The organism is Streptococcus sp. HMSC10E12 (genome assembly GCF_001807855.1).
In the GTDB taxonomy this organism is placed as follows: Bacteria; Bacillota; Bacilli; order Lactobacillales; family Streptococcaceae; genus Streptococcus; species Streptococcus salivarius.
In genome coordinates, this window is sequence record NZ_KV791076.1 from 37,179 (window position 1) to 60,146 (window position 22,968).

The following is a 22,968-nucleotide window of genomic DNA, read 5'->3' on the forward strand; positions in this document are numbered from 1 at the left end:
ATCAATATAGAAAAGAATATTATGACAGAAACAAAGAAAATTCTAAACATAGCCTTGCCTGCTATGGCCGAAAACCTTCTACAAATGTTGATGGGGGTCGTCGATTCTTACCTAGTGGCTCAGGTTGGTATTGTCGCTATATCGGGGGTTTCCGTAGCCAATAATATCATTACGATTTACCAGGCTATCTTCATTGCTCTAGGAGCTTCGAGTGCCAGTGTCATTGCTAGAAGTCTAGGTAAGGGAGATGTTAAAGCGACTAACCGAGACACCTGGGATGCTATTATTATTACCCTTGCTCTTAGTCTCATCCTTGGTCTACTTTCCATTTTTGGTGGTGTAGCCATTCTTAATCTTTTAGGTACTGAGCAATCTGTGACTCAGGCTGGTAGTCTCTACCTTGCTCTTGTCGGTGGAGGAGTGGTCTTCTTAGCCTTGATGACTACTTTTGGTAACATCCTACGGGCCAAGGGACGGCCTCGTATTTCCATGGTCGTCAGTCTTTTGACCAATGTTCTTAATGCTATTTTATCTTCTTTAGCCATCTTTGTGGGACATTGGGGGATTATTGGGGTAGCTACAGCTACGGTTTTCTCTCGTCTGGTTGGGACAGTGATACTCTGGCAAGCGATGAAACTGGATGTGAAGCATCTTGAAATTACCAAACCTTTTAATAGAGAGTTGTTGGGCATTGCCCTGCCAGCAGCAGGTGAGCGACTGATGATGCGTGCTGGAGATGTGGTCATCGTGGCTATTATTGTTACCTTTGGTACAGCCGTTGTCGGTGGTAATGCCATTGGTGAAAATCTCACCCAGTTTAACTATATGCCTGGTATGGGAGTCGCAACGGCTACGGTTATCTTGGTTGCCAATAGTCTGGGTCGAGGGGATAAGACGCAGATGAAGCGTATTATACGAGAGTCTTATTGGATTTCAACCTTCTTGATGGTTCTGGTTTCAGGGAGTATCTTGCTCTTTGGCCAAGGATTATCAGGTCTCTTTACGGATAATAAAGCAGCTATTGCGGCTAGTCAGGTAGTTATTCTTTATTCTTTCCTTGGGAATCCTTTGACTTCTGGGACTCTAGTCTACACAGCAGTTTGGCAAGGTCTGGGTAAGGCTAAGATGCCTTTCTATGCGACGACTATTGGGATGTGGATCATCCGAATTTTCTCAGGATACTTCCTTGGGGTGAGTCTGGGAATGGGTCTTGCTGGTGTCTGGATTGCAACCGTTGTTGATAATGTATGGCGTGCAATCTTCCTCTACGTGATGTATCGTCGTTATCTTGTAAAGAGAAAGTTTTAATGATAAATACTGAGGAGATACTCTTATTCAAAGGGTATCTTCTTCTTATTTTTTACAAGTAGGCTCGAATATGGTAAAATAAGCTGATAAAAACTTTTTGAGGTAGTAATTATGACTGTAAAAATCAATACAAAAGATGGTCAAATCGAATTGTCAGATGATGTCATCGCAACAGTAGTTGGCGGTTCAGCAACAGAAATTTTTGGCGTTGTCGGTATGGCAAGTAAGAGTGCTATCCGAGATAATTTTCAAGCACTTCTTGGAAAAGAAAACTACGCAAAAGGAGTTGTCGTGAAATCTACTGATGCAGGTATCACTGTGGATGTCTACACTGTTATGAGTTACGGTGTTAAGATTAGTGAGGTTTCAAAAAATATTCAAGAACGTGTGAAATTTAATCTTGAGAATCAACTCGGTATCAAGGCTGAAACAGTAAATGTTTACGTTCAAAATATTAAAGTCGTAGGAGAAAACTAGTGTCTAAAATTACAACAAGCTTGCTTCAGGAGATGGTCCAAGCGGCAGCAACACGTCTAGGTAAGCAAGCAGAATATGTGAATTCACTCAATGTCTTCCCAGTACCAGATGGAGATACTGGAACAAATATGGGAATGACTATGGATAACGGAGCCAAAGCTGTCGCAGATCAATCAGCTTCAACAGTTGGTGAAGTTGGTCAGATTTTGTCTAAAGGTCTTTTGATGGGTGCCCGTGGTAACTCAGGTGTTATCACGTCACAATTGTTCCGTGGATTTGGTCAAAGTATCAAGGATAAAACGGAACTTGACGGCCAAGATCTAGCTCATGCCTTCCAAGCAGGGGTTGAAGTTGCTTATAAAGCTGTTATGAAACCTGTCGAAGGAACAATCCTTACAGTATCTCGTGGTGCAGCTTCAGCAGCAATTAAGAAAGCTGAATCTACAAATGATGCTGTTGAGGTTATGCGTGCAGCTCTTGACGGAGCTAAAGCTGCCTTGGCTAAGACACCAGAGATGCTTCCAGTTTTGAAAGAAGTTGGTGTGGTAGACTCAGGTGGTCAAGGTTTGGTCTTCATTTATGAAGGATTCTTGTCAGCCCTCACAGGTGAGTATATCGCTTCAGAGGACTTCCAAGCGACACCAGCTACTATGACAGAGATGATCAATGCAGAACATCATAAGTCAGTTGCTGGTCATGTTGCAACAGAAGACATTACTTTTGGTTACTGTACGGAAATCATGATTGGTCTCAAACAAGGTCCGACTTATGTGAAAGACTTTGACTATGAAGAGTTCCAAAATTACTTGAGTAACCTTGGGGATTCTCTTCTTGTGGTTAACGACGATGAAATTGTAAAAGTTCACGTCCATACAGAGGATCCAGGTCTTGTCATGCAAGAAGGTCTTAAATATGGGGCTCTTGTCAAAGTTAAGGTTGACAACATGCGTAACCAACACGATGCACAAGTTCAAAAAGAAGAAGCTATCCAAGCTACACCTTCTGCTCCTAAAGACTTTGCCCTTATTGCAGTTGTTGCCGGAGATGGACTTGCAGATATCTTCAAATCACAAGGTGTTGACTATGTGATTTCAGGTGGTCAAACAATGAACCCATCAACAGAAGATATTGTTAAGGCTATTGAACAGGTCAATGCTAAGAATGTAATCATCTTGCCAAACAATAAAAACATCTTTATGGCAGCGCAATCAGCTGCTGAAGTAGTAGATGTCAATGCGGCTGTTGTTGAAACACGTACAGTTCCACAAGGATTTACAAGTTTGCTTGCTTTCGATCCTAGCCAAAGTATCGAAGCTAATGTTGAAGCTATGACAGCTAGTCTTTCAGATGTAACAAGTGGTAGCGTGACATTGGCGGTACGTGATACAACTATTGATGGTCTTGAGATTCATGAAAATGACATCCTTGGTATGGTGGATGGTAAGATCCTTGTGTCTACACCAGATATGGACCAAGCCCTTCTTGATACCTTTGACAAAATGATTGACGAAGACAGTGAAATTGTTATGATTTACGTCGGCGAAGAAGGTAATCAAGAACAAGCTCAAGCACTTGCGGAAAAATTGGAAGAGGCTCACGAAGATATCGAAGTTGAAATCTTCCAAGGAGACCAACCAGTTTATCCATACCTCTTCAGTGTTGAATAATTTTGAATAATCATTTAGGAAGTCTTAGGGCTTCCTTTTTGTTTTGTCAGTTTTGATATAGCAGGGATATCTTTTCGGAATTACAAAAATATTCTGAAAATTCCTTGACATTACTTTCCAAAGTGGTAACATATGTTGTAAGAAATTTTATAGATTGAAGGTAACATCATGAGAAGTGATATGATCAAAGTTGGTGTTGATAAGGCACCAGCACGCGGACTTTTGTATGCGACTGGGCAAGTTAAATCTGCCAATGACATGCAAAAGCCCTTCATTGCTATTTGTAACTCTTATATTGATATTGTTCCAGGGCATGTTCACTTGCGTGAATTAGCAGATATTGCCAAGGAAGCTATCCGTGAGGCTGGCGGTATTCCTTTTGAGTTTAATACCATTGGTGTGGATGATGGGATTGCCATGGGGCATATTGGGATGCGTTACAGTCTTCCATCTCGTGAATTGATTGCCGATTCTGCAGAAACAGTTATTAATGCCCACTGGTTTGACGGGGTTTTCTACATTCCTAACTGTGATAAGATTACACCAGGGATGATTTTGGCGGCCATGCGTACTAATGTGCCAGCAGTATTTTGTTCTGGTGGCCCTATGAAGGGTGGCGTTGACATGACTGGTCACCAAGCGACGCTATCAAGTTTGTTTGAAGCTGTAGGTACCTATCAGGCTGGAGATATGAGCAAGGAAGAGCTCGATTATTTGGAGAAAAATGCTTGTCCAACTTGTGGTTCATGCTCAGGAATGTTTACCGCTAACTCAATGAACTGTTTGATGGAAGTTTTGGGCCTTGCCCTTCCAGGTAACGGTACTATCCTAGCCGTTTCAGATGAACGCCGTGAATTGGTTCGTCAAGCAGCCACAAAATTGATGGATAACATCAAAAATAATGTTCGCCCACGTGATATTGTGACCAAAGAAGCCATCGATGATGCGTTTGCTCTAGATATGGCCATGGGTGGTTCAACCAATACTGTTCTTCATACGCTTGCTATTGCGCGTGAGGCCGGTATTGACTATGATCTTAAAGACATTAACGAGATTGCCAAGAAGACACCTTATCTCTCTAAAATTGCACCTTCAAGTGTTTACACTATGCATGATGTCCATGAAGCTGGTGGTGTTCCAGCCATTATTAATCAGTTGATTAAAAAAGGAGCCATTAAGGGTGATCGTATTACAGTTACTGGTAAGACTTTGAAAGAAAACGTAGCTGGTGCTGAAATCAAAAATGAAGAAATTATCCATCCAATTGAGCATCCTATCTCACCAGTTGGTGGTTTGTCTATCCTTTACGGAAATATTGCTCAGGATGGAGCGGTTATCAAGGTCGGTGGTGTAGATCCGTCTGTTAAAACTTTCCGTGGTAAAGCTATTTGTTGTGATTCACAAGATCAGGCCCTTGAGTTAATTGATAATGGAACAGTTAAGAAGGGCCATGTCGTTGTCATTCGTTACGAAGGTCCTCAGGGTGGACCTGGTATGCCAGAAATGTTGGCACCAACTTCTAAGATTGTCGGACGCGGTCTTGGTAAGGATGTGGCTCTGATTACGGATGGTCGTTTCTCAGGAGCTACTCGTGGTATTGCTATTGGTCATGTTTCTCCAGAAGCAGCAGAAGGTGGTAATATCGCCCTAATCGAAGATGGGGATGAAATCGTGATTGACCTACCAAATCGTACCCTTGATCTGCTTGTCGATGATGCAACCCTTGAAGAACGCCGCAAACATTTGAAAACTTTCAAATCAAAAATTTCAAGTGGTTGGTTGCGTCGCTATACAGCCTTTGCTAAATCAGCCAATGTTGGCGGAACTTTGATGAGTGACGAAGAATTCGAAGAACGTAAAGCAGAACGTCAAGCACAAGAAAAAAACTAAGAACATTCTTTCCGAAGAGTTTGTGATATTTTTCTCCGAAACCCTTGCAAATTTGGTTAAAAATGTTATCATAGTATACAAGGTTTTGAATTTTTAGACAATTCGAAAAAAACAACTACTAAAGGAGGTCCATGTGAAGAAAATTGAACTTGAAGAAGCACGCTCTGGTGCTGATTTAATTCTAGATACACTTCTTGAACTTGGGATTTCAACTATCTTTGGATATCCTGGCGGAGCGGTTCTTCCTTTGTATGATGCTATTTACAAAAATGACAAGATTAATCATATCTTATCTCGTCATGAGCAAGGAAGTCTGCACGAAGCTGAAGGTTATGCCAAATCAACTGGTAAACTCGGTGTTGCTCTTGTAACGAGTGGTCCTGGTGCCACTAATGCTATTACCGGGATTGCAGATGCTATGAGTGATAGCGTACCTCTCCTAGTCTTTACTGGTCAGGTCGCAACACCAGGTATTGGTAAGGATGCCTTCCAAGAGGCTGACATTGTCGGAATTACCATGCCGATTACCAAATACAATTATCAGATTCGCGATACAGCTGATATTCCTCGTATTATTAGGGAAGCGGTTCATATTGCAACAACTGGCCGACCTGGTCCAGTTGTTGTCGACCTCCCTAAAGATGTCGTGGCTAAGGAAACAGCCTTCATCAACGATCCTGAAATTAATCTTCCAAGTTACCAACCGACGCTAAGACCAAACGAAATGCAAATCAAGAAAATCTTGAAGCAGTTGGGTAAAGCTAAGAAGCCGGTTATTGTAGCTGGAGGTGGGGTGTCTTATTCTGAATCTGCTAAGGAGCTAGTTACTTTTGCAGAACGCTACCAAATCCCAGTTGTTACAAGTCTTTTAGGTCAAGGGACAATTGCTACTAGTCACCCCCTCTTCTTGGGTATGGGTGGTATGCACGGTTCATATGCAGCTAACATTGCTATGACCGATGCTGACTTTATGATTGCCATTGGTTGTCGTTTTGATGACCGTTTGACAGGTAATCCTAAAACATTTGCCAAGAATGCCAAGGTTGTCCATATTGATGTAGATCCAGCTGAGATTGGTAAAATTATTGCAGTGGACCTTCCAGTTGTTGGTGATGCCAAGCAAGCTCTTGAAATGCTCTTAGCAGAACCAGTGGTTAAGAATAACACTGAAAAATGGATTGAAAAAGTTACAAAAGATAAAGAGCGTGTACGTTCTTACGATAAGAAGGAACGTATGGTACAGCCTCAGGCAGTTATCGAGCGTATCGGTGAATTGACTAAGGGTGACGCGGTTGTTGTTACTGACGTTGGTCAACATCAAATGTGGACAGCTCAGTATTATCCATACCAAAATGAGCGTCAATTGGTGACCTCAGGTGGTCTTGGAACAATGGGGTTCGGTGTTCCAGCAGCAATTGGTGCTAAAATTGCTAATCCTGATAAAGAAGTTATCCTCTTTGTTGGTGATGGTGGTTTCCAAATGACGAATCAAGAATTGGCTATCTTAAATGTTTACAAGGTGCCAATCAAGGTTGTTATGTTGAATAACCACTCACTTGGTATGGTACGTCAATGGCAAGAGTCCTTCTACGAAGGGCGTACATCAGAGTCTGTCTTTGATACCCTTCCAGATTTCCAATTGATGGCTCAAGCTTACGGCATTAAGTCTTACAAGTTTGATAATCCAGAGACAATTGATCAGGATTTGGAAGTTATCAAGGAAGACGTGCCAATGTTCATCGAGGTGGATATCTCTCGTAAAGAGCATGTCTTGCCAATCGTTCCGGCTGGTAAGAGTAATCACGAAATGTTGGGGGTGAAGTTCAATGCGTAGAATGTTAACAGCTAAACTTCAGAACCGTTCAGGTGTCCTTAACCGCTTCACAGGTGTTCTTTCACGACGTCAAGTTAACATTGAAAGTATCTCTGTAGGGGCTTCTGAGGATCCTAACGTTTCACGTATTACGATTATTATTGATGTGAATACTCAAAATGAAGTGGAACAAATCATCAAACAGCTTAATCGTCAGATTGATGTGATTCGCATCCGTGATATCACGGATCAGCCACACTTGGAACGTGAAGTTATCCTAGTTAAGGTATCAGCACCAACCTCTAAACGTGCTGAAATCTTGGCGATTATTCAACCTTTCCGTGCTTCGGTGGTTGATGTGGCACCAAGCTCTATCACTATCCAGATGACTGGTGATGCTGAAAAGAGCGAGGCGCTTCTACGAGTTATTCGTCCTTACGGAATCAAAAATATCGCTCGTACGGGTGCTACTGGATTTACCCGTGATTAAAAAATCCAACTTAAATTTGTTAACCCAGCCTTAAAAAGGCAATAAATTATTTTTTTAGAAAAGAGACATATTACTATGGCAGTTCAAATGGAATATGAAAAAGACGTAAAAGTAGCAGCACTTGACGGTAAAAAAATCGCCGTTATCGGTTACGGTTCACAAGGTCATGCGCATGCACAAAACTTGCGTGATACAGGTCACGATGTGATCATCGGTGTTCGTCCAGGTAAATCATTTGATAAAGCTAAGGAAGATGGTTTTGATACTTACACAGTAGCAGAAGCAACTAAATTGGCTGATGTTATCATGATCTTGGCTCCAGACGAAATCCAACAAGAACTTTACGAAGCAGAAATTGCTCCAAACCTTGAAGCTGGTAATGCTGTTGGTTTCGCACACGGATTTAACATCCACTTCGAATTCATCAAAGTTCCTAAAGATGTTGATGTCTTCATGTGTGCTCCTAAAGGACCTGGTCACTTGGTACGTCGTACATTTGAAGAAGGTTTTGGTGTTCCTGCACTTTACGCAGTATACCAAGATGCTACAGGTAACGCTAAAGACATCGCTATGGACTGGTGTAAAGGTGTTGGTGCAGCACGTGTTGGTCTTCTTGAAACAACATACAAAGAAGAAACTGAAGAAGATTTGTTTGGTGAACAAGCAGTTCTTTGTGGTGGTTTGACTGCCCTTATCGAAGCTGGTTTTGAAGTCTTGACTGAAGCTGGATATGCTCCAGAATTGGCTTACTTTGAAGTGCTTCACGAAATGAAATTGATCGTTGACTTGATCTACGAAGGTGGATTCAAGAAAATGCGTCAATCAATTTCAAACACTGCTGAATTCGGTGACTACGTATCAGGTCCACGTGTTATCACTGAACAAGTGAAAGAAAATATGAAAGCAGTTCTTGCTGACATCCAAAATGGTAAATTCGCTAACGACTTCGTTAACGACTACAAGGCTGGACGTCCAAAACTTACTGCTTACCGTGAAGAAGCTGCTAACCTTGAAATCGAAAAAGTTGGTGCTGAATTGCGTAAAGCAATGCCATTCGTTGGTCAAAACGACGACGACGCATTCAAAATCTATAACTAATGTGATAGTCTCGAAAACCGGCCTAGTGCTGGTTTTTTGTGTTCTGAAGAGAGTAGTTGGGAATCAATCCTACTGCTCTTTTTTGGTAGATAAATTGTAAAATATAGTGCAACAAAAAAACTCACTCCATTAAGGAGTGAGAATAGCTATAAATTAGTAAGTCAAGACAAAGTTTTTCTTCTTACCACGACGGATAACAGTAATTTCATTATCAATTTTATCTGTGTCTGAGAGAGTGTAATCCAAGTCTTGTACACGTTCACCGTTGATGTAGATAGCGCCGTTTTGGACATCTTCACGTGCTTGACGTTTAGATGGTGAAATTTTTGCATTGACGAGAAGTTCAACGATGTTCAGATTTTCATCTGCAGAAATTTCATAAGTTGGGACACCGTTAAGGGCAACTTTAAGGTCTCGTGCTGAGAGAGCTTTAAGGTTACCAGCGAAGAGTTGTTCAGTGATGTGAACAGCTTGTTCGTAAGCTTCTTTACCGTGGACCAAAGTAACAACTTCACGAGCCAAAACCTTTTGTGCCAAACGTTGATGACGAGCTTGGTCAAATTCTTTACCGATCTCTTCGATCTCTTCAAGTGACAAGAAAGTGAAAATCTTCAAGAAGCGAACGGCGTCATCATCCATGACGTTGAGCCAGAATTGGTACATTTCGTAAGGGGTTGTTTTAGTAGCATCAAGCCAGACAGCGTTACCTTCTGATTTACCGAATTTTTTACCAGTTGAATCTGTGATAAGTGGTACAGTGATGACGTGTCCAGATTTATCTGCTTTACGACGCAAGAGCTCAGTACCTGCTGTCATGTTACCCCATTGGTCAGAACCACCAATTTGGAGGGTTACGCCGTACTTATCGTTGAGTTCATAGAAATCGTAACCTTGCATGATTTGGTAGGCAAACTCAGTGTAAGAGATACCTGTTTCGATACGTTTCTTAACAGATTCCTTACTCATCATGTAGTTAACTGTGAAGTATTTACCTACGTCACGTAAGAAATCAATGAAGCTGACTGAACCAAACCAGTCATAGTTGTTGACCATAACGGCCTTGTTGTCACCATTTTCAAAATCAAGGAAACGAGAGAGTTGTCCTTGGATTTTTTCAACCCAACCTTCAACAGTTTCTTTGGTTTGCAGGCTACGTTCAGCATCTTTAAATGATGGGTCACCAATCAAACCTGTTGCACCACCAACGAGGGCGTAAGGTTTGTGTCCAGCCAATTGAAGTCGGCGACTTGTAAGGATAGCGACAAGGTGTCCAAGGTGGAGACTGTCTGCTGTTGGGTCATAACCAGTGTAGTATGAGACTGGTCCCTCTTCAAAGGCTTTTACAAGGGCTTCTTCATCAGTGGTTTGAAAAATCAAGCCACGTGCTTTTAGTTCTTCAAAAATTGTCATGATATTCTCCAGTAAAGTATATTCTGAACCATTATACCAAAAGAAAGCAACCCTATGCAAGCTTTGTCAAAGTTTGTTATAATAGGCTTTGAGGTATTTCTATGAATTTTGAAAAAATAATAAATTATTTTAGGCGACTAGGGCAGACTATTCGTACAAAGTTTGCTAGTTCTAGGTCTAAAAGAGGAGATAAATCTTTTAAAGAAAGGAAAGCTACGACTGGATCTAAGTGGAATCGTAAGCAAGCACGGAAGTCGCCTGAGGATGGGATGACACTCTTAGACATGGGTGATGTTTTCTTAAAAACTTTAAAGCTCTTGTCTGATTTCTTTTATGTGGTTATTATCGTTCTTACCTTATTCGGTGCAGGAATTGGTTTGGGTTATCTGGGGAGTCAAATTGAGTCTGTTCCGTCGATTAAGGACAAAACCTTGTTGAATCAGATTAGTGAGGTTAGTTTGGTATCTTCGATGAGATATTCCGATTCCAAGAAGATTGCGGATATTGATACTGACTTGCTGAGAACACCTATTGAGAGTGATGCGATTTCTAACAATGTCAAAAATGCCATCATTGCGACTGAGGATGAAAATTTTAAAAAGCATAAGGGTGTTGTACCAAAGGCAGTTTTTAGGGCTTTGGTGTCATCAGTTTTGGGGGTTGGCTCTTCAAGTGGTGGTTCGACGCTAACGCAGCAGTTAATCAAGCAACAGGTAACAGGCGATGCGCCAACCTTTAAACGTAAGGCAGCAGAGATTATCTATGCCTTACAATTGGAGCGTCGCGCTTCTAAAAATGAAATTTTAACCGATTATCTGAATGTTTCTCCTTTTGGACGTAACAACAAGGGGAAAAATATTGCTGGTATTGAGGAGGCTGCTCAAGGTATTTTTGGGGTATCTGCAGCGGATTTGACAGTTCCTCAGGCGGCTTATCTGGCAGGTTTGCCACAGAGCCCGATTGTCTACTCACCTTATACAGCTGACGGTCAATTAAAAAATGCAGAGGATCTTTCTTATGGCTTAGCACGTCAGCAAGATGTACTCTACAATCTTTATCGCGGTGGCTATCTAGATAAGTCGCAGTATGAAAGCTATAAGGATTATGATATCACTAAAGATTTCAAGGCTGGTGAGAAGTCTGATGCCGTAAGTCATGACTATTTGTACTATTCTGTCATGTCTGAGGCTCAGGATGTCATGTATGATTATCTAGTTAAACGTGACAAGGTATCGAGTCAAGATTTGAAAAATGATAAGACCAAGGAAAGCTATCGTGAGAGGGCCCTACAAGAGCTACAAACCGGTGGCTACAGCGTTAAGACAACTATTGATAATGCAGTTTATAATGCGATGCAAGATGCTGCGAGTCAATATGGTGGCCTCCTCGACCAAGGTGGAAATAGTGGAGTTGAAGTCGGAAATGTGCTCATGGATAATGCGACTGGAGCAATTCTAGGATTTGTTGGTGGTCGTAGTTACGAAAATAATCAAAATAATCATGCTTTTGATACGGCACGCTCCCCAGGCTCATCTATTAAGCCTATTATTGCTTATGGAATTGCTATTGATCAAGGTTTAATGGGTAGCTCAAGTATCCTTTCTAACTACCCAACTAATTTTACGGGTGGAACGCCTATTCTCCATGATGGTGATAAGGGTACAGCTATGATGAACCTACAAGAGGCACTCAATACCTCGTGGAATATTCCAGCCTTTTGGACATATCAAATGCTTCAACGTCATGATGTTGACGTTGAGGGTTACATGACCAAGATGGGTTATAAGATTGCTAACTACAATATCGAGAGTTTACCTCTTGGCGGGGGAATTGAAACCACGGTTGCCCAGCAAGTAAATGCCTATCAGATGCTTTCAAATGGTGGCGTCTATGAGAAGGGTCATATGATTGATAGTATTACTGACCGGACTGGCGAAGTTATCTATCAGCATAAATCTGAAGGGGTTCAAGTCTTTTCAAGAGCTACGGCTAGCATCATGGATAACCTGCTCAAGGAAGTTGTGGTTAAGGGAGCGACAACTCAATTTCATTCTGAATTGAAAAATGTCAATGGTGCAGCAGCCTCAGCTGACTGGATGGGTAAAACAGGAACGACAGATAACTTTGCAGATGCTTGGTTGATCGTCTCAACGCCTGGTATTACTCTTGGTGGTTGGGCTGGTTATGACAATAATACACCAACCAATTCTAAAACGGGTTACACCTACAATGCGCAATATATGGCTCGTTTAACTTCCGCCATCTACAATGCCAATCCAGGTATTTTTAAAACGGGAGATAAGTTTAATATCGATTCAAGTGCTATTAAGGCAAGTGTGCTCAAATCAACAGGCCTTAAACCAGCAACAGTGTCTGTCAATGGTCGTAATGTTTCTGTAAGTGGTGAAATGGTCGATACTTATTGGGCTAAAAATGGGCCTGGAGATACAACCTACAAATTTGCTATTGGTGGAACTGACAGTGACTATCAAAAAGCCTGGTCTAGCATTCTTGGAGGGCATTAGGAATTCCCAAGAAAACTTGCAAAAAAGCAAAAAATTAGGTATAATATAGACAACTATTTGTCGTCTTACTTGGTTGAAATATTGTCCAATCAAGAGATACAGCAGTTAAATCAACGTTTTTTCGGTCAGATTTAGCTGCTATTTTTGTGCTTATTTTTAGGATTTTCAAGTGTTGTAACTCATATTTAAAGGTTCTAAAAATTCAAATACTAAGAGTTTTGCTTATCCTTGATCAGATAAGTGGATGTTAGTGTTTAATCACTTGTTAATGGGACAAGCGACTGAACAAGGCAGAAGACAAATATTTAAAGTGCACGACTTGCAAAGCAGGTCTCGAATGTAGAAAAGGAGTAGAAGACTTGGCAGGACATGACGTTCAATACGGGAAACATCGTACCCGTCGTAGTTTTTCAAGAATCAAAGAAGTTCTTGATTTACCAAACTTGATTGAAATCCAAACGGATTCATTCAAAGAATTCTTGGATACTGGTCTTAAAGAGGTTTTTGAGGATGTACTTCCTATCTCAAACTTCACAGACACTATGGAATTGGAATTCGTTGGTTACGAATTGAAAGAGCCTAAGTATACACTTGAAGAAGCTCGTATCCACGATGCATCATACTCAGCACCTATCTTTGTGACTTTCCGTCTTATTAACAAAGAAACTGGTGAAATCAAAACTCAGGAAGTCTTCTTCGGAGATTTCCCTATTATGACTGAGATGGGTACTTTCATCATCAATGGTGGTGAACGTATTATCGTTTCTCAGTTGGTGCGCTCACCTGGTGTTTACTTTAACGATAAGGTTGATAAAAACGGTAAAGTGGGTTATGGATCAACAGTTATCCCTAACCGTGGGGCATGGCTTGAGCTTGAAACAGATTCAAAAGACATTGCCTACACTCGTATCGACCGTACACGTAAGATTCCATTCACAACGCTTGTGCGTGCGCTTGGATTCTCAGGTGATGACGAAATTGTTGATATCTTTGGTGATAGCGAGTTGGTTCGTAATACCATTGAAAAAGATATCCACAAAAACCCAGCAGATTCACGTACTGATGAAGCGCTTAAAGAAATTTATGAACGTCTTCGTCCAGGTGAACCAAAAACTGCCGACAGCTCACGTAGCTTGCTTGTAGCTCGTTTCTTTGATCCACGTCGTTATGACTTGGCTGCTGTTGGTCGTTACAAAGTCAATAAAAAACTTAACATCAAGACACGTCTTTTGGGACAAACAATTGCTGAAAACTTGGTAGATCCTGAAACAGGTGAAATCCTTGTTGAAGCTGGTACTGAAATGACACGTGATGTGATTGATTCAATCGCAGAATACTTGGATGGTGATTTGAACAAATTTGTATACACACCAAACGATTATGCGGTGGTTACAGAACCTGTTGTTCTTCAAAAATTCAAGGTTGTTGCACCAAATGATCCAGATCGTGTGGTTACAATTGTTGGTAATGCCAACCCAGATGACAAAGTTCGTGCTTTGACAACAGCGGATATCTTGGCTGAAATGAGTTACTTCCTCAACCTTGCTGAAGGTATCGGTAAAGTAGACGATATCGACCACCTTGGTAACCGTCGTATCCGTGCCGTTGGTGAATTGCTTGCTAACCAATTCCGTATTGGTTTGGCTCGTATGGAACGTAACGTACGTGAGCGTATGTCAGTTCAAGATAACGAAGTCTTGACACCACAACAAATCATCAATATTCGCCCTGTAACTGCAGCTGTTAAAGAATTCTTCGGTTCTTCACAGTTGTCACAGTTCATGGACCAACACAACCCATTGTCAGAGTTGTCACACAAACGTCGTTTGTCAGCCTTGGGACCTGGTGGTTTGACACGTGACCGTGCCGGATATGAAGTTCGTGACGTGCACTACACGCACTACGGTCGTATGTGTCCAATTGAAACACCTGAAGGACCTAACATCGGTTTGATCAATAACTTGTCTTCATACGGACACCTTAACAAGTACGGTTTCATTCAAACACCATATCGTAAGGTTGACCGTGCAACTGGTAAAGTAACCAACGAAGTGGTTTGGTTGACTGCTGATGAAGAAGATGAGTACACAGTTGCTCAGGCTAACTCTAAATTGAACGAAGATGGAACATTTGCAGAAGAAATCGTTATGGGTCGTCACCAAGGTAATAACCAAGAGTACCCATCACACCTTGTAGATTTCGTGGATGTTTCTCCTAAACAGGTAGTTGCCGTTGCGACAGCATGTATTCCTTTCTTAGAAAACGATGACTCTAACCGTGCCCTTATGGGTGCCAACATGCAACGTCAGGCTGTGCCTTTGATTGATCCTAAAGCACCTTATGTTGGTACTGGTATGGAATATCAAGCTGCCCACGATTCAGGAGCTGCAGTTATCGCCCAACACGACGGTAAAGTTGTCTACTCTGATGCTGATAAAGTTGAAGTTCGTCGTGAAGATGGTTCTCTTGATGTTTATACTATTCAAAAATTCCGTCGTTCAAACTCAGGTACTGCCTATAACCAACGTACTTTGGTTAAGGTTGGCGATATTGTTGAAAAAGGTGACTTTATCGCTGATGGTCCATCTATGGAAGGTGGAGAAATGGCCCTCGGTCAAAACCCTATCGTCGCATACATGACATGGGAAGGTTACAACTTCGAGGATGCCGTTATCATGAGTGAGCGTCTTGTGAAAGATGACGTTTATACATCTGTTCACTTGGAAGAATTCGAATCAGAAACACGCGATACAAAGCTTGGGCCTGAAGAAATCACACGTGAATTGCCAAACGTTGGTGAAGAAGCCCTCAAAGACCTTGACGAAATGGGTATTATCCGTATCGGTGCTGAGGTTAAAGAAGGTGACATTCTTGTTGGTAAGGTAACACCCAAGGGTGAAAAAGACCTTTCTGCTGAAGAACGTCTTCTCCACGCTATCTTTGGTGATAAATCTCGTGAAGTACGTGATACGTCACTCCGTGTACCTCACGGTGGTGATGGTGTCGTTCGTGATGTTAAAATCTTCACACGTGCAAACGGTGATGAATTGCAATCAGGTGTTAACATGCTTGTTCGTGTTTACATCGCTCAAAAACGTAAGATCAAGGTCGGAGATAAGATGGCCGGTCGTCACGGTAACAAAGGGGTTGTTTCTCGTATTGTTCCGGTTGAAGACATGCCTTACCTTCCAGACGGTACACCAGTTGATATCATGTTGAACCCACTTGGGGTGCCATCACGTATGAACATCGGTCAGGTTATGGAACTTCACCTTGGTATGGCTGCACGTAACTTGGGTATCCACATCGCAACACCAGTCTTTGATGGAGCAAGCTCAGAAGATCTCTGGGATACTGTTCGTGAAGCAGGTATGGATAGTGATGCTAAGACAATCCTTTACGATGGACGTACAGGTGAACCATTTGATAACCGTGTGTCAGTTGGTGTCATGTACATGATCAAACTTCACCACATGGTTGATGATAAACTTCACGCTCGTTCAGTAGGTCCTTACTCACTTGTTACCCAACAACCTCTTGGTGGTAAAGCACAATTTGGTGGACAACGTTTCGGTGAGATGGAGGTTTGGGCCCTTGAAGCTTATGGTGCATCAAATATCCTTCAAGAAATCTTGACTTACAAGTCAGATGACGTTAACGGACGTTTGAAAGCCTATGAAGCTATCACTAAAGGTAAACCAATTCCAAAACCAGGTGTACCAGAATCATTCCGAGTACTTGTTAAAGAATTGCAATCACTTGGTCTTGATATGCGTGTCCTTGATGAGGATGACTACGAAGTTGAATTACGTGATCTTGATGAAGGTGAAGACGATGATGTCATGCACGTTGATGATCTTGAAAAAGCACGTGTACAACAAGCTAAAGAAGCTGCTGAATTAGAAAAAGCTAAAGAAGAAGCTTCAGATAAAACAGAATAAAATAAGCTTTAGAGAGGGAGCTCACTCTCTCTGCTAAGGTAGCTGATAAAGGTGAGAATAGCGCTGCTATTGTCAATAGAACAAAAGAAAGGTAATACTAGTGGTTGACGTAAATCGATTTAAAAGTATGCAAATCACACTAGCTTCACCAACTAAGGTCCGTTCATGGTCTTATGGTGAAGTTAAGAAACCTGAAACAATCAACTACCGTACGCTCAAACCAGAACGCGAAGGTCTCTTCGACGAAGTGATCTTTGGTCCTACCAAAGACTGGGAATGTGCGTGTGGGAAATACAAACGTATCCGTTATAAAGGTATCGTTTGTGACCGCTGTGGTGTTGAAGTAACACGTGCTAAGGTTCGTCGTGAACGTATGGGTCACATCGAGTTGAAAGCACCAGTATCACACATCTGGTACTTCAAGGGAATCCCTTCTCGTATGGGATTGACTTTGGACATGAGTCCTCGTGCGCTTGAAGAAGTTATTTACTTCGCAGCTTACGTGGTTATTGATCCAAAGGAAACACCACTTGAACCAAAATCTCTCTTGACAGAACGTGAATATCGTGAAAAATTGCAAGAGTATGGACATGGTTCATTTGTCGCTAAAATGGGTGCCGAAGCTATCCAAGATCTCTTGAAACAAGTAGATTTGGAAGCTGAAATTGCTGAACTCAAAGAAGAGTTGAAAACAGCAACTGGTCAAAAACGTGTTAAAGCTGTTCGTCGTTTGGACGTTCTTGATGCCTTCTACAAGTCTGGTAACAAACCAGAATGGATGGTGCTTAACATCTTGCCAGTATTGCCACCAGACCTTCGTCCAATGGTTCAATTGGATGGTGGACGTTTTGCGGCATCTGACTTGAACGATCTTTATCGTCGTGTTATCAACCGTAACAATCGTTTGGCTCGTTTGCTTGAATTGAATGCCCCAGGTATCATCGTGCAAAACGAAAAACGGATGCTCCAAGAAGCGGTTGACGCTTTGATCGACAACGGTCGTCGTGGTCGTCCAATCACTGGACCAGGTAGTCGTCCACTTAAATCTTTGAGCCACATGCTTAAAGGTAAACAAGGTCGTTTCCGCCAAAACTTGCTTGGTAAACGTGTTGACTTCTCTGGACGTTCCGTTATCGCCGTTGGTCCAACACTTAAAATGTACCAATGTGGTGTGCCACGTTTGATGGCCATCGAACTTTTCAAACCATTTGTGATGCGTGAAATCGTTGCGCGTGAATACGCAGGTAACGTGAAAGCCGCTAAACGTATGGTTGAACGTGGTGATGAACGTATTTGGGATATTCTTGAAGATGTTATCAAGGAACACCCAGTACTTCTTAACCGCGCACCTACCCTCCACCGTTTGGGTATCCAGGCCTTCGAACCTGTCTTGATTGATGGTAAGGCCCTTCGTCTTCACCCATTGGTATGTGAGGCCTACAATGCCGACTTTGACGGTGACCAAATGGCCATCCACGTTCCATTGTCTGAAGAAGCTCAAGCTGAAGCACGTTTGCTCCTTCTTGCGGCTGAACACATCCTTAACCCTAAAGACGGTAAACCGGTCGTAACGCCATCTCAGGATATGGTTCTTGGTAACTACTACTTGACTATGGAAGAAGACGGCCGTGAGGGTGAAGGTATGGTCTTCAAGGATATTGATGAGGCAGTTATGGCTTATCGTAATGGTTATGTTCACTTGCATAGCCGTGTCGGTATCGCAGTAGACAGCATGCCTGATAAACCTTGGAAAGAAAACCAACTTCACAAGATTTTGGTTACAACTGTTGGTAAGATTCTCTTTAACTCAATCATTCCAGCAGAAATTCCATATCTTCAAGAAACAACAAATGAGAACTTGACAGATAGTACACCAGATAAGTACTTCCTTGAACCAGGTCAAGATATCCAAACAGTTATTGATAGTTTGGAAATTAATGCGCCATTCAAGAAGAAAAATCTTGGTAACATCATCGCTGAAACCTTCAAACGTCTTCGTACGACTGAAACATCAGCCTTCCTTGACCGTTTGAAAGACCTTGGTTACTACCACTCAACACTTGCTGGTTTGACAGTGGGTATCGCCGATATCCCAGTTATCGATAACAAACAAGAAATTATTGATGCTGCTCACCACCGTGTTGAAGAAATTAACAAGGCCTTCCGTCGTGGTTTGATGACAGATGATGACCGTTATGTTGCTGTTACAACAACATGGCGTGAAGCGAAAGAAGCACTTGAAAAACGTCTGATTGAGACACAAGATCCTAAGAACCCAATCGTTATGATGATGGACTCAGGAGCTCGTGGTAACATCTCTAACTTCTCTCAACTTGCCGGTATGCGTGGTTTGATGGCTGCTCCTAACGGACGTATCATGGAATTGCCTATCCTTTCAAACTTCCGTGAAGGTTTGAGCGTTTTGGAAATGTTCTTCTCTACTCACGGTGCGCGTAAAGGTATGACCGATACGGCCCTTAAGACAGCCGACTCAGGTTACCTTACTCGTCGTTTGGTTGATGTTGCCCAAGATGTTATCATCCGTGAAGACGACTGTGGAACAGACCGTGGTCTTCTCATCCGTGCGATTACTGATGGTAAAGAAGTTACGGAAACACTTGAAGAACGTCTTCAAGGTCGTTACACTAAGAAATCAGTTAAGAATCCTACAACAGGTGAAGTAATCGTAGGTCCAGATACTTTGATTACTGAAGACATGGCTGCTGCTATTGTCAATGCTGGTGTTGAAGAAGTAACTATCCGTTCAGTCTTTACATGTAACACACGTCACGGTGTCTGCCGTCACTGTTACGGTATCAACTTGGCAACAGGTGATGCGGTTGAAGTTGGTGAAGCAGTTGGTACTATCGCCGCTCAATCTATCGGGGAACCTGGTACACAGCTTACTATGCGTACCTTCCACACCGGTGGGGTAGCCTCAAACACCGATATCACACAGGGTCTTCCACGTATCCAGGAAATCTTTGAAGCACGTAACCCTAAAGGGGAAGCGGTTATCACTGAAGTTAAGGGTACTGTTATTGAAATCGAAGAAGATGCTGCAACACGTACTAAGAAAGTCTTCGTTCAAGGTAAGACTGGAATGGGTGAATACGTTGTTCCATTTACAGCTCGTATGAAAGTTGAAGTGGGTGACGAAGTACACCGTGGTGCGGCCTTGACAGAAGGTTCAATCCAACCTAAACGTCTCCTTGAAGTACGTGATACCTTGTCAGTTGAAACTTATCTTCTTGCAGAAGTACAAAAAGTTTACCGTAGCCAAGGGGTAGAAATCGGTGACAAACACGTCGAAGTAATGGTTCGTCAAATGCTTCGTAAAGTACGTGTTATGGATCCAGGGGATACAGATCTCCTTCCAGGTACACTTATGGACATTTCTGACTTTACAGACGCTAACAAGGATATTGTTATCTCTGGTGGTGTTCCTGCAACATCTCGTCCAGTCCTTCTTGGTATTACGAAAGCCTCACTTGAAACAAATTCATTCTTGTCAGCGGCTTCCTTCCAAGAAACAACACGTGTCCTTACAGATGCAGCTATCCGTGGTAAGAAAGACCATCTCCTTGGTCTTAAAGAAAATGTTATCATTGGTAAGACTATCCCTGCTGGTACAGGTATGGCTCGTTACCGTAACATTGAACCACTTTCAGTTAACGAAGTTGAAGTTATTGAAAACATTGCTGTTGACGAAGCAATTGTGGAATCATCTGAAGACTAAAATGAAAGCAAAAGAACTCACAATGAATTGTGGGTTCTTTTCGTATTTATATGACTAGAATTTCTTCTATTTTTGATAAATATAAAATATAAGACCATTTTTTTTATCTTTTCCAGAAAATTTTGTATAATAAGAACACCAAAGATGAAGTGAGAAAGAAAAATGTACCAAGTAGTTGAAATGAAAGGGGATTTGGAACCGTGGTGGTTCCTAGAAGGATGGCAAGAGGATATCATCAGTACTAAGGAATTTGAAAATTTTTACGATGCCCTCAAGTACTATAAAAAACTTTGGTTTGCGATGGAAGAAACCTTGCCAAGTTATATCAGCCGTAGTAGTGTCATGACTGCTTTTTGGGATCAAGAGGATAAGCACTGGTGTGAGGAGTGTGACGAATACCTGCAGGTCTATCAATCGATTGCTCTTTTGGATGATTGGCAGGAAATTCCTGAGGAAAAATACCGTCCGGGATATGAAAAGCGAAATGACCTTCCAAATCATGCCCACTGTAAAATTAAACGTTAAATAATCCAGAAGCTCGAAAATTTCGAGCTTTTTTTCATTTTCTTAAACTTTTTACGAATAGGTCTATGAGGAGGTCCTTATGGTAACAGAATTTGCTAAGGAAATGATCAAAAATGCTGATAGTTGTGGGGCTCAAGACATTTATGTCATTCCACGTCAGGATAATTACGAGCTCTATATGCGAGTTGGTCAGGAGAGGAGATTAATTGATGTATATCGGCCTGATTTCATGGCTAGTCTTATTGGTCACTTTAAATTTGTGGCGGGAATGATGGTGGGTGAGAAGCGTAGGAGTCAACTAGGTTCCTGTGACTATGATTGTGGTGATGGTCAAAGGGTTTCTCTGCGTTTGTCTACCGTTGGGGATTATCGCGGCTTAGAAAGTTTAGTTATTCGTGTTCTACATTCTGAACGTCGAGAATTAGTGTACTGGAATCAAGGAATCCAGCCTATTATGGATGCTTTGGATTATCGTGGCTTATATCTCTTTGCAGGTCCCGTTGGTTCTGGAAAGACTACGCTTATGCATGAGTTGGTTCAGGAGCGTTTTAAGGGGCAGCAGGTGATTTCGATTGAGGACCCTGTGGAAATTAAACAGGATAATGTCTTGCAACTCCAGGTGAATCAAGCAATTGACATGACCTATGATAATTTGATTAAGCTATCATTACGTCACCGCCCGGATGTTTTGATTATTGGAGAAATTCGAGATAAGGAGACTGCTCGAGCGGTTATTAGAGCTAGTCTGACGGGAGTTACTGTTCTTTCAACTATTCACGCAAAGAGTGTGTCAGGTGTTTATGAGCGTCTTCTGGACCTTGGTGTAGATAAGTCCGAGTTGGATAATGCTCTTCAAGGGATTGCCTACATGCGTCTGATTAAGGGAGGAGGTGTGATAGATTTTGCCAGTGAAAATTTCCAAAGCCATTCGTCAACCAGCTGGAACCAGCAGTTGGAAGGCTTGGTTAAACAAGGATATCTCACTGAAGGGGATATCCAAGGGGAAAAAATTAAAGATTAATCAGCAACTCAAGGTTATCCAGCTTTTCAAACAACTGTTAAAGGCAGGGTTTACCTTGACTGAAATCGTAGCCTTTTTGGAGCGAAGTCACCTGTTGAAAGAATCGTCATTGTCTCTTATGAAAGCGAGCTTAATGCGAGGCGATAGGTTGGACCAGATGTTTGCGGCAGTGGGCTTTTCGGACAATATTGTTACTCAGATTGCCCTTGCTGATAAGCACGGTAATCTTCTAGGGAGTTTAACCAAGATTGAAACCTATATGCTTCGTATGACCAAGGTTCGTAAGAAACTCATGGAGGTAGCAACCTATCCTATTCTACTTCTGGGTTTCCTAGTTCTGATTATGTTGGGGCTCAAAAATTATCTTCTGCCTCAACTGTTAGAGGGGGATGGTAAGGAGAATTGGGCTGTACAGTTGGTTCAAATTTTTCCCCAACTCTTTTTTGTGACTTTGTGCGGACTTCTTGTATTAAGCTTAATTCTCTATCTATGGGTCAAACGCCAGTCAGCCCTTGTCTTTTATCGACGAATGGCCAAAATCCCTTTTATAGGCCAAACTGTCAGGCTATATACGACTGCCTATTATGCTAGAGAATGGGGAAATCTCTTAGGGCAAGGTATTGACTTGCTAGACTTAGTTGCTCTAATGAAAGAGCAAAAATCAAAGCTTTTTCGTGAGCTGGGGGCTGATTTAGAGGAAGCCTTGATGCTAGGACAGAGTTTTCCTGATCGTATTGCTAGTCACCCTTTCTTCACTAAGGAACTATCCTTAATTATTGCTTATGGAGAGGCTAATGCTAGGTTGGGCTATGAGTTAGAAGTCTATGCTGAAGAGGTTTGGCAGGCTTTCTTTAACCGTCTTAATAAGGCAACAACCTTTGTGCAACCCCTCATTTTTGTTATTGTTGCTATCGTGATTGTAATGATTTATGCAGCTATGCTATTACCAATGTATCAAAATATGGAAGGAATGATGTCATGAAAATGATGTTGAAAAAATTGAATGCCGTTAAATTACGAGCTTTTACACTGATTGAAATAAAGGTTACTAAAACGCTCTATAA

The 22,968-nt window shown here is 41.9% G+C and carries 14 protein-coding genes; 13 read left to right on the forward strand and 1 reads right to left on the reverse strand.

The genetic code is table 11. The features are described from left to right. Window positions 1–21: 21 nt before the first annotated feature. The 7 genes from HMPREF3112_RS00775 to ilvC all read left to right on the forward strand — a co-directional run bounded on the left by HMPREF3112_RS00775 (window position 22) and on the right by ilvC (window position 8,743). Window positions 22–1,308 (forward strand): MATE family efflux transporter, encoded by a 1,287-nt coding sequence (locus HMPREF3112_RS00775; RefSeq protein WP_048674234.1) that lies wholly within the window; start codon window positions 22–24, stop codon window positions 1,306–1,308. Window positions 1,309–1,419: 111 nt separating this feature from the next. Further along, window positions 1,420–1,785: an Asp23/Gls24 family envelope stress response protein gene (locus HMPREF3112_RS00780; protein ID WP_002885694.1), complete on the forward strand. Its 366-nt coding sequence runs from the start codon at window positions 1,420–1,422 to the stop codon at window positions 1,783–1,785. Continuing rightward, window positions 1,785–3,452 (forward strand): DAK2 domain-containing protein, encoded by a 1,668-nt coding sequence (locus tag HMPREF3112_RS00785; protein ID WP_070437464.1) that lies wholly within the window; start codon window positions 1,785–1,787, stop codon window positions 3,450–3,452. The genes HMPREF3112_RS00780 and HMPREF3112_RS00785 overlap by 1 nt, the downstream gene beginning before the upstream one ends. A gap of 168 nt (window positions 3,453–3,620) precedes the next feature. Then, window positions 3,621–5,342 (forward strand): dihydroxy-acid dehydratase, encoded by a 1,722-nt coding sequence (ilvD, locus tag HMPREF3112_RS00790; protein ID WP_070437467.1) that lies wholly within the window; start codon window positions 3,621–3,623, stop codon window positions 5,340–5,342. 133 nt (window positions 5,343–5,475) lie between these two features. Further along, the gene (locus tag HMPREF3112_RS00795; protein WP_070437470.1) at window positions 5,476–7,176 is read left to right on the forward strand and encodes an acetolactate synthase large subunit; all 1,701 of its coding nucleotides are present in this window, start codon (window positions 5,476–5,478) and stop codon (window positions 7,174–7,176) included. Continuing rightward, on the forward strand, window positions 7,169–7,645 hold the full coding sequence (gene ilvN / locus HMPREF3112_RS00800) for an acetolactate synthase small subunit (protein ID WP_002892046.1): 477 nt from the start codon (window positions 7,169–7,171) through the stop codon (window positions 7,643–7,645). The genes HMPREF3112_RS00795 and ilvN overlap by 8 nt, the downstream gene beginning before the upstream one ends. Window positions 7,646–7,720: 75 nt before the next feature. After that, window positions 7,721–8,743, forward strand: coding sequence for a ketol-acid reductoisomerase (gene ilvC / locus HMPREF3112_RS00805; RefSeq protein WP_002885764.1), 1,023 nt, complete (start codon window positions 7,721–7,723; stop codon window positions 8,741–8,743). Between the two features lie 153 nt (window positions 8,744–8,896). Here ilvC and tyrS read toward each other — a convergent pair whose 3' ends face one another. Next, window positions 8,897–10,153, reverse strand: coding sequence for a tyrosine--tRNA ligase (gene tyrS, locus HMPREF3112_RS00810; RefSeq protein ID WP_003092098.1), 1,257 nt, complete (start codon window positions 10,151–10,153; stop codon window positions 8,897–8,899). Between the two features lie 101 nt (window positions 10,154–10,254). Between tyrS and pbp1b the strand changes: the two genes are divergently transcribed. The 6 genes from pbp1b (at window position 10,255) to comGB (ending at window position 22,886) form a co-directional block, all read left to right on the forward strand. Next, the gene (gene pbp1b, locus HMPREF3112_RS00815) at window positions 10,255–12,678 is read left to right on the forward strand and encodes a penicillin-binding protein PBP1B (protein WP_070437472.1); all 2,424 of its coding nucleotides are present in this window, start codon (window positions 10,255–10,257) and stop codon (window positions 12,676–12,678) included. Between the two features lie 359 nt (window positions 12,679–13,037). Beyond that, complete coding sequence (rpoB, locus tag HMPREF3112_RS00820) at window positions 13,038–16,619, forward strand: DNA-directed RNA polymerase subunit beta (RefSeq protein WP_002885744.1); 3,582 nt, start codon at window positions 13,038–13,040, stop codon at window positions 16,617–16,619. Window positions 16,620–16,719: 100 nt separating this feature from the next. Continuing rightward, window positions 16,720–20,358 (forward strand): DNA-directed RNA polymerase subunit beta', encoded by a 3,639-nt coding sequence (gene rpoC, locus HMPREF3112_RS00825; protein ID WP_070437474.1) that lies wholly within the window; start codon window positions 16,720–16,722, stop codon window positions 20,356–20,358. Between the two features lie 162 nt (window positions 20,359–20,520). Beyond that, a complete protein-coding gene (locus tag HMPREF3112_RS00830; protein WP_002887019.1) occupies window positions 20,521–20,883 on the forward strand; it encodes a DUF1033 family protein in 363 nt (120 codons plus the stop codon). A gap of 79 nt (window positions 20,884–20,962) precedes the next feature. Next, window positions 20,963–21,904 (forward strand): competence type IV pilus ATPase ComGA, encoded by a 942-nt coding sequence (gene comGA, locus HMPREF3112_RS00835; RefSeq protein ID WP_048674224.1) that lies wholly within the window; start codon window positions 20,963–20,965, stop codon window positions 21,902–21,904. Beyond that, entirely contained in the window at window positions 21,786–22,886 is a 1,101-nt protein-coding gene (gene comGB, locus HMPREF3112_RS00840) for a competence type IV pilus assembly protein ComGB (protein ID WP_129852292.1), read from the forward strand. Before comGA ends, comGB begins: the two co-directional genes overlap by 119 nt. The last annotated feature ends 82 nt before the right edge of the window (window positions 22,887–22,968 follow it).